We start from the raw sequence: 6,415 nt of genomic DNA, 5'->3' as shown, positions 1-6,415 counted from the left end.
AGATGAGTGTGCATAGAAATATGGTTCACTGTTAAATCCCGTCAAACATTGTTTCAAGGATAGTCGTATCGACAGTTCAAGTCCACCGCCCTTATGCTTTGCGGAAAAGGGGAAACAACATGATCTATCGCTACAAAGTTACACTGATATTTCTGATCGGCTTTTTTATAGACTGCATTAACATCTTTATGTCAGCGGTCGCATTACCGAGTATATCGGCAGCGCTGCACGTTAGTACTTCAGACGTTGCCTGGGTGGCTAACGCTTATATTCTGGGGCTGACACTGATCATTCCGGTCAGCACCTGGTTGGCCGGTCGTTTTGGCAGTCGGGAAATCCTCACCACCTCGATGATCGTGTTTACAGCCTCCGTGTGGATGTGTGGGCTGGCCAACAGTTTCAACGAGCTGGTGATCTGGCGCTTCGTCCAGGGGATTGGCGGCGGCCTGTTGATTCCTGTCGGACAGGCACTGACGTTCAACCTGTTCAAGGGCGAGCAGCGGGCGAAAATATCCACGTTGGTCATGGCCGTTGCCCTGATTGCGCCCGCCATTTCACCGACCATCGGCGGCATCATCGTCGACAGCAGCTCCTGGCGCTGGGTGTTCTACAGCAACATCCCGTTCTCACTGATCGCGGCATTGCTGTCATGGTTCTGGATCAACGAAGCGCGACCGACGACTTTGCCCAGACCCGACATCAAGGGCTTGCTGCTGGTCAGCGCGGCACTCGGCAGCCTGCTGATGGGCATGTCGTTGTATGGCGGCGACGCTCCGGCATGGGTGGCCGGCCTTTTCGTCATGGCCGGCGTTACGTTCGTCGTGCTGTACGGGCTGCACTACCGCACCTGCAAAAATCCGATCATTGAACTGAGCCTGCTCAAAAGCAAAAAACTCAGCACCTCCGTCTATATCTATTACGCGATTCCCGGTGTGTTCACGGGGGTCAACTTGATGAGCATCTTCTTCCTGCAAAACACCCTGCACTTCAGCGCCCGACTGACAGGGATGTTCATGATCCTCTACGCCATCGGCGCATTCATCGCGATGCTGATCTGTGGCCGGGTCTATAACCGGATGGGCGCCAAGCGGCTGTTTGCCCTCGGGATGCTATTGCACAGCGCCGGCATCGCCACCCTGTTACTGGTGAACGATCCCTCAGACTTTCTGGTGATCGTCATCGCCTACAGCTTGATGGGGATCGGCGGCGGCATCGGTGCCAACACAGCACAAACCACGTCGCTGATGGACTTCGAGGGCAATGACACCCACAAGGCCAGTGTCATCTGGAACATCAACCGACAGATGTCATTCAGCATCGGCGCGGCCCTCTTCCTGATGGTTTTCAACCTGCTCTTGAAGCATTTCGATACCACCCAGGCCTACCACGTGACCTTTGCCATCGCCGCGCTGGTGGGCCTGTTCCCACTCTTTCAACTGAGTCAGTTGAACGCTCAAATGGACTGTCATGCACAACAAAATAGTTGAACAGGCGCACCACAGCATTCATCACGTGCACGAGCTGATCCACACCCTGTTCACCGACTCAAACGGTAAGGGGCAGGCCACGCTTGAACCTCTGATATCGGCCTTTGCCGAGCACTTCACCATGGTCACCACCTCGGCCGCCATTGTCAGCCGGGCGACGGTCGAACAGATGTTTAAAGGTGCAGTCGGCGCCAAGCCAGGCCTGGAGATCGTCATCAGCGATCTGCAGACGGTCTGGCAGGAAGGCAACAGCGTGGCGATTCGCTACAAGGAAACCCATCGCCTCGGCCAGCGCGAAAGCTCACGGGTTTCGGTGGCGATCATTGGCATGCATCACCACAACGCCCAATGGATCTACCTGCATGAAACGCCGCTAAGCCAGGAAAGCTGATTCTCGTATGAACTACACAATCACTGATTGCCGAATGCTCTCGGCCTCTATCAAAGAAATCACCGTCAGCCCGCTAACAGCGGGGTGTGCGGTGCCGGCGGCGGGCGTACATTTCAAATGAAGGCTGCATTGCCTACCCACTCAGGGGATTTACCGCTTTTGCAGACATCTCTGAATGTCTGCAATGGGCGGTTCTCTGCCGGTCGTCACTACAGCGTGTGCTGGTCAAGTCGAATGCAAACAGTTGGTCAACACGGATGCAATCAGGTGGTCAAGTCCATGCAATTACCCAATCACAAAACGCTGAAAGAGTGGAAAGCTGAGTACGGATCCGCGACTGTTGAATCCTGGCAGATAAAGTGATTCTGGCTTGAGTACAAAAGAGCCCTGAAAGAGCCTTTTTTGTTTGGTATGTAATGGCTGCCCAGGGACGGAAAAACGCCCCGGCACTTTCTGGAGGATGTTGGGAAGTTGGCGATGAGAATCATAGGGACGAGTTGGTGCAGCTTTGCCTACGGCGTCTCACCATTTGTCAGCAAACCGAATCGTTCATCCGTAGAGTTGGCCGTCAATGAAATATGACGGCCATCAGTTGGGGCTCTTTAGCCTGTAGTCATCCCGGAAATGCCACGTCGCTGACGCGCTCTTCACTCATCRGCACCGAAAGGCACCAGGTGAACATCAGCTGTATTGATTTGCCGACCCGTCAGCGGGTTTTGGTTTTCTGGAACAGGTTGACTGGTAAGCAATTGCCAACCATATGAACCAACCCGGCATGACCATCAAGGCAATTCGGGTGTCGGGTCTCAATGCCAACAGGCAGAGAACGAAACCCAGAAACCCCAGGGAAAACCAGGCCATCGGCACGCCGCCAGGCATCTTGTAGGCCGATTTCGCATGCAGCTCGGGTCGCTTTTTGCGATAGGCAATGTAGGACGCGAGGATGGTCGACCAAGTGAAAATCACCAGGATTGCCGACACGGTAGAAACGATGGTGAACGCTGTCATCACTTCTGGAACGATGAACAGCAACAGTACTCCCACCAGCATCAACAGTGTGGTGAACGCCAGGCTCAGCAAAGGCACGCTATTGCTCGACAGACGCCGGAAAATCCCCGGAGCGTTGTCCTGATTGGCCAGTCCAAACAGCATGCGACTGGATGAAAATACGCCACTGTTGGCCGATGAGGCGGCGGATGTCAGTACCACAAAATTGACGATGCCGGCTGCTGCGGGAAACCCTGCGACCAGAAACAGCTCGACGAACGGGCTCTTGTTGGGCGAAACCTGTTGCCAGGAAGTCACTGCAATAATGCAGGCCAGTGCCAGCACATAAAACAGGATAATTCTCAGCGGAATCGAGTTGATGGCTTTAGGCAGGGTCTTCTCGGGGGAGCGCGTTTCGGCGGCTGCGGTGCCGATCAGCTCGGTGCCCGCAAAGGAGAAAATCGCCATCTGGAACCCGGCAAAAAAACCGAACAAGCCGTTGGGGAAGGCGGCCTGTTTATCCAGCAAGTGGTTCAGGGATGCAGTAACGCCACTGGGTGAGACAAAGGAGCTGGCAATCATCACCATGCTGACGCCAATCAGGGTGACGACGGCAATGATCTTGATGATCGCGAACCAGAACTCCACCTCACCAAAAAGCCTGACAGTCAGCACATTCAAGGCGAACAGTGTCATCAGCATGCCGATCGCCGGTATCCAGGCGGGTACATCGGGGAACCAATACTGAAAAAATCCACCCACCACGACGGCATCACCTATCACTGCAACGCTCCAGCTTAGCCAGTATGACCAGCCAAGGAAAAATGCCGCGCGTGGGCCAAGATAGGCACCGGCAAAATCCGCGAAGGTTTTGAAGTTCAAGTTGGAGAGCAACAGTTCGCCCATGGCACGCATGACGAAGTAGACGAACAGACCGATGATCATATAGATGAGGATGATCGACGTACCGGAGAGGGCGATGATCTTCCCGGAGCCCATGAACAGACCGGTACCGATGGCACCTCCCATGGCCATTAACTGAATGTGACGATTGCTGAGCGTGCGCTGCAGCGCGGGCTGTTCAACCAGCCCGGACGGAGTCGATTTCATTACAAAACCTCTTGATTTTATGTTTTTGAGTTTTGGCAGAAAAGTGGGTGTCGAGCGTTCTTGTTAGAGATGCAACGGCTACTGACGGTGGTGGTTTGCGGGTGGCAGGGTTTCTCGTCCGCTCACCCGGTGAGTAGCCCCTTGGCACTTTGCTCAGGGGGCCTCACCTATGGCTATCAACTGACTGTGCGCAGGCGTGAGGGGGCGATTGCTGGCAGCTGATCAAGCAGTTGGTAGAGGTTTTTTATGTTGGCAGGCGTCGGCACCAGATGGATGCGCTCACCGATGGCATGCTCCCGCGCCAGGTCGTGCACGTAGCGCAGTGACGAAAAGTCTTCCAGGGCAAAACCCACCGAATCGAAAACGGTGACCTGGGTGTCGTTCTCACGGCCCGGGACATCGCCCTGGACAATCCGGAAGAACTCCACGACGGGAAAGTCGGCCTCCAATTGTTGAATATCGCCTTCAATCCGGGTTTGAGGTTCAAACTCAACGATGACCCGGGCATTGCGCAGGATGTCGGCGTGCAGTTCGGTTTTCCCTGGGCAGTCACCGCCCACGGCGTTGATATGCATGCCGGGCTCGATCATCTCGGGCGTCAGAATCGTTGCATAGGCCTTGTCTGCGGTGACTGTGGTGACGATGTGCGCGCCCTTGACCGCTTCCTGTACCGAGTTGGCCAGAATCACCTCAATATCCGGGAATGCGGCCAGGTTGTGCTTCAACTTGAGTGAAGCGTCGCGATCGATATCGAAAATGCGAATTTCCTTGATGGACAGCATTTCGTGGAAGGCGAGGGCCTGAAACTCGCTTTGGGCGCCATTGCCGATGATTGCCATGGTGCTTGCACCCGGGCGCGCCAGGGACTGCGCAACCAATGCGGAAGTCGCTGCCGTGCGCACGGCTGTGGTCAGCGTCAGTTCGCTGAGCAAGGTTGGATAGCCACTGTGGACATCGGCCAGGACACCGAAGGCCATGACCGTCAGCAAGTTGCTTTGACCGTTGTCCGGGTGACCGTTCACGTACTTGAACGAGTACTGCTGGCCATCGTCGGTCGGCATCAACTCGATCACACCGTCGGCCGAATGATTGGCGGTGCGGGGCGACTTATCAAACTGCGCCCAGCGTGAATAGTCAGTTTCGATGTAAGTGGCCATCTCGCGGATTGCCCGGCGGATTCCCACTGTGGCGAACAGGCGTGCGGCATGATCGACGTCTATAAAAAGAGTCATGTTTTTATTCTCCGATTCAATAGTTGAAGCGTTGCGATTCAGGGGATGACTCAGGCGCGTTTACTCTCATAGCCATGCAGTACGTTGACCGCATTGATCCCGATTTCATCGACCATGTAGCCACCTTCCATGACGAATAGGGTGGGGCAGCCGACGCTCGCGATCAGTTCGCCGATGCCGATGAAGTCTTCACTTTCCAGCAGGAAGTGACTGATGGGGTCGTCCTTGAACGTGTCGACGCCCAGTGAAATAACCAACACTTCAGGGGCAAATTGCTGGAGTTTCTTGCAGGCGTGTAGCAGGGCGTTGCGATAGCTTTCCCAGGTGGTGTTCTTCGGCAGCGGATAGTTCAGGTTGTATCCTTCGCCTTGCCCTGCGCCGACTTCGTGGCTGAAGCCTGAGTAGTACGGGTAGGACACCGCCGGTTCGCCGTGCAGCGAGACAAACATGACGTCACTACGCTCGTAGAAAATGTTCTGGGTGCCGTTTCCGTGATGAAAGTCGACGTCCAGTACGGCGACACGTTTGGCACCTTGAGTAATGGCCTGCTGTGCAGCAATGGCGGCGTTGTTCAGATAGCAGTAGCCGCCCATGTATTCACGCGCCGCGTGATGGCCGGGCGGTCGGCACAGGGCAAAAGCGCTGTCGTGGCCTTCATCGATCAGCGCCAGGCCGGTGAGGGCGATGTCTGCACTGGTTTTCACCGCTTGCCAAGTGGTGGCGGTAATCGGGGAGCCGGCGTCCATGGCATAGAAACCCAGCTTGCCGTCGATGAAAGTCGGCACTTGCTCGTTGGACAGGTCGCGCACTGGCCATACCAGCGGTAGGGCATCGTGCGTACGTCCGGTCGCGCTCCATTCTGACCAGGCGCTTTCCAGAAAGCTGACGTAGCGCTCGCTGTGCGCATTGACGTAACACGACCGGTCAAATGCTCGCGGCTCGACGATCTGGCCAAGGCCTACCTGCTTGACACGGTTATGGACGGTATCGGCCCGACTGGGCTGTTCGAACGACGGCTTGAGCACGCCGTCTTTCAATTCGGTGCCGTGGTGCAAGCGGTGGGAATCACTGAAAACTGTAAACATTCTGCGCATCCGTTAATGTGAACCAGTGCAAATATTCTGTTCCGGCCGGGATGCGCTTTCTTTGCTTTGTTTTCGTGGTTTACTAGATTATTCGGGCGTTTTTACTATGGAATGGCGTTATGC

Annotated in this window: 6 protein-coding genes; 3 read left to right on the top strand and 3 right to left on the bottom strand. The window is 55.4% G+C overall.

The genetic code is table 11. The features are described from left to right. Positions 1-119: 119 nt before the first annotated feature. The 3 genes from AC1DVH_RS24640 to AC1DVH_RS24630 all read left to right on the top strand — a co-directional run bounded on the left by AC1DVH_RS24640 (position 120) and on the right by AC1DVH_RS24630 (position 2,241). Positions 120-1,487: an MFS transporter gene (locus AC1DVH_RS24640; RefSeq protein ID WP_477756014.1), complete on the top strand. Its 1,368-nt coding sequence runs from the start codon at positions 120-122 to the stop codon at positions 1,485-1,487. Beyond that, positions 1,468-1,878 carry a DUF4440 domain-containing protein gene (locus AC1DVH_RS24635; protein ID WP_477756013.1) on the top strand — a complete coding sequence of 137 codons (411 nt, stop codon included), beginning with the start codon at positions 1,468-1,470 and terminating at the stop codon, positions 1,876-1,878. Before AC1DVH_RS24640 ends, AC1DVH_RS24635 begins: the two co-directional genes overlap by 20 nt. 117 nt (positions 1,879-1,995) lie before the next feature. Beyond that, entirely contained in the window at positions 1,996-2,241 is a 246-nt protein-coding gene (locus tag AC1DVH_RS24630) for a hypothetical protein (protein ID WP_477756012.1), read from the top strand. Positions 2,242-2,559: 318 nt separating this feature from the next. Here AC1DVH_RS24630 and AC1DVH_RS24625 read toward each other — a convergent pair whose 3' ends face one another. The 3 genes from AC1DVH_RS24625 to AC1DVH_RS24615 all read right to left on the bottom strand — a co-directional run bounded on the left by AC1DVH_RS24625 (position 2,560) and on the right by AC1DVH_RS24615 (position 6,292). Further along, the gene (locus AC1DVH_RS24625) at positions 2,560-3,975 is read right to left on the bottom strand and encodes an amino acid permease (protein ID WP_477756011.1); all 1,416 of its coding nucleotides are present in this window, start codon (positions 3,973-3,975) and stop codon (positions 2,560-2,562) included. Between the two features lie 176 nt (positions 3,976-4,151). Then, positions 4,152-5,207 (bottom strand): ornithine cyclodeaminase, encoded by a 1,056-nt coding sequence (locus tag AC1DVH_RS24620; RefSeq protein WP_477756010.1) that lies wholly within the window; start codon positions 5,205-5,207, stop codon positions 4,152-4,154. Positions 5,208-5,257: 50 nt separating this feature from the next. Next, the gene (locus AC1DVH_RS24615; RefSeq protein WP_477756009.1) at positions 5,258-6,292 is read right to left on the bottom strand and encodes a histone deacetylase family protein; all 1,035 of its coding nucleotides are present in this window, start codon (positions 6,290-6,292) and stop codon (positions 5,258-5,260) included. Positions 6,293-6,415: the final 123 nt, after the last annotated feature.

The sequence above is a fragment of the Pseudomonas sp. P4_C3 genome, from assembly GCF_056402075.1.
Note: the sequence above shows the minus strand (reverse complement) of the source record. Positions and strands in the feature narration are given on the sequence as shown.

What these genes read in the sequence shown, in the direction of transcription:
- AC1DVH_RS24635 (WP_477756013.1), top strand. Translation starts at nt 1,468, where the DNA reads ATGCACAACAAAATAGTTGAACAGGCGCACCACAGCATTCATCACGTG.
- AC1DVH_RS24625 (WP_477756011.1), bottom strand. Translation starts at nt 3,975, where the DNA reads ATGAAATCGACTCCGTCCGGGCTGGTTGAACAGCCCGCGCTGCAGCGC.
- AC1DVH_RS24630 (WP_477756012.1), top strand. Translation starts at nt 1,996, where the DNA reads ATGAAGGCTGCATTGCCTACCCACTCAGGGGATTTACCGCTTTTGCAG.
- AC1DVH_RS24640 (WP_477756014.1), top strand. Translation starts at nt 120, where the DNA reads ATGATCTATCGCTACAAAGTTACACTGATATTTCTGATCGGCTTTTTT.
- AC1DVH_RS24620 (WP_477756010.1), bottom strand. Translation starts at nt 5,207, where the DNA reads ATGACTCTTTTTATAGACGTCGATCATGCCGCACGCCTGTTCGCCACA.
- AC1DVH_RS24615 (WP_477756009.1), bottom strand. Translation starts at nt 6,292, where the DNA reads ATGTTTACAGTTTTCAGTGATTCCCACCGCTTGCACCACGGCACCGAA.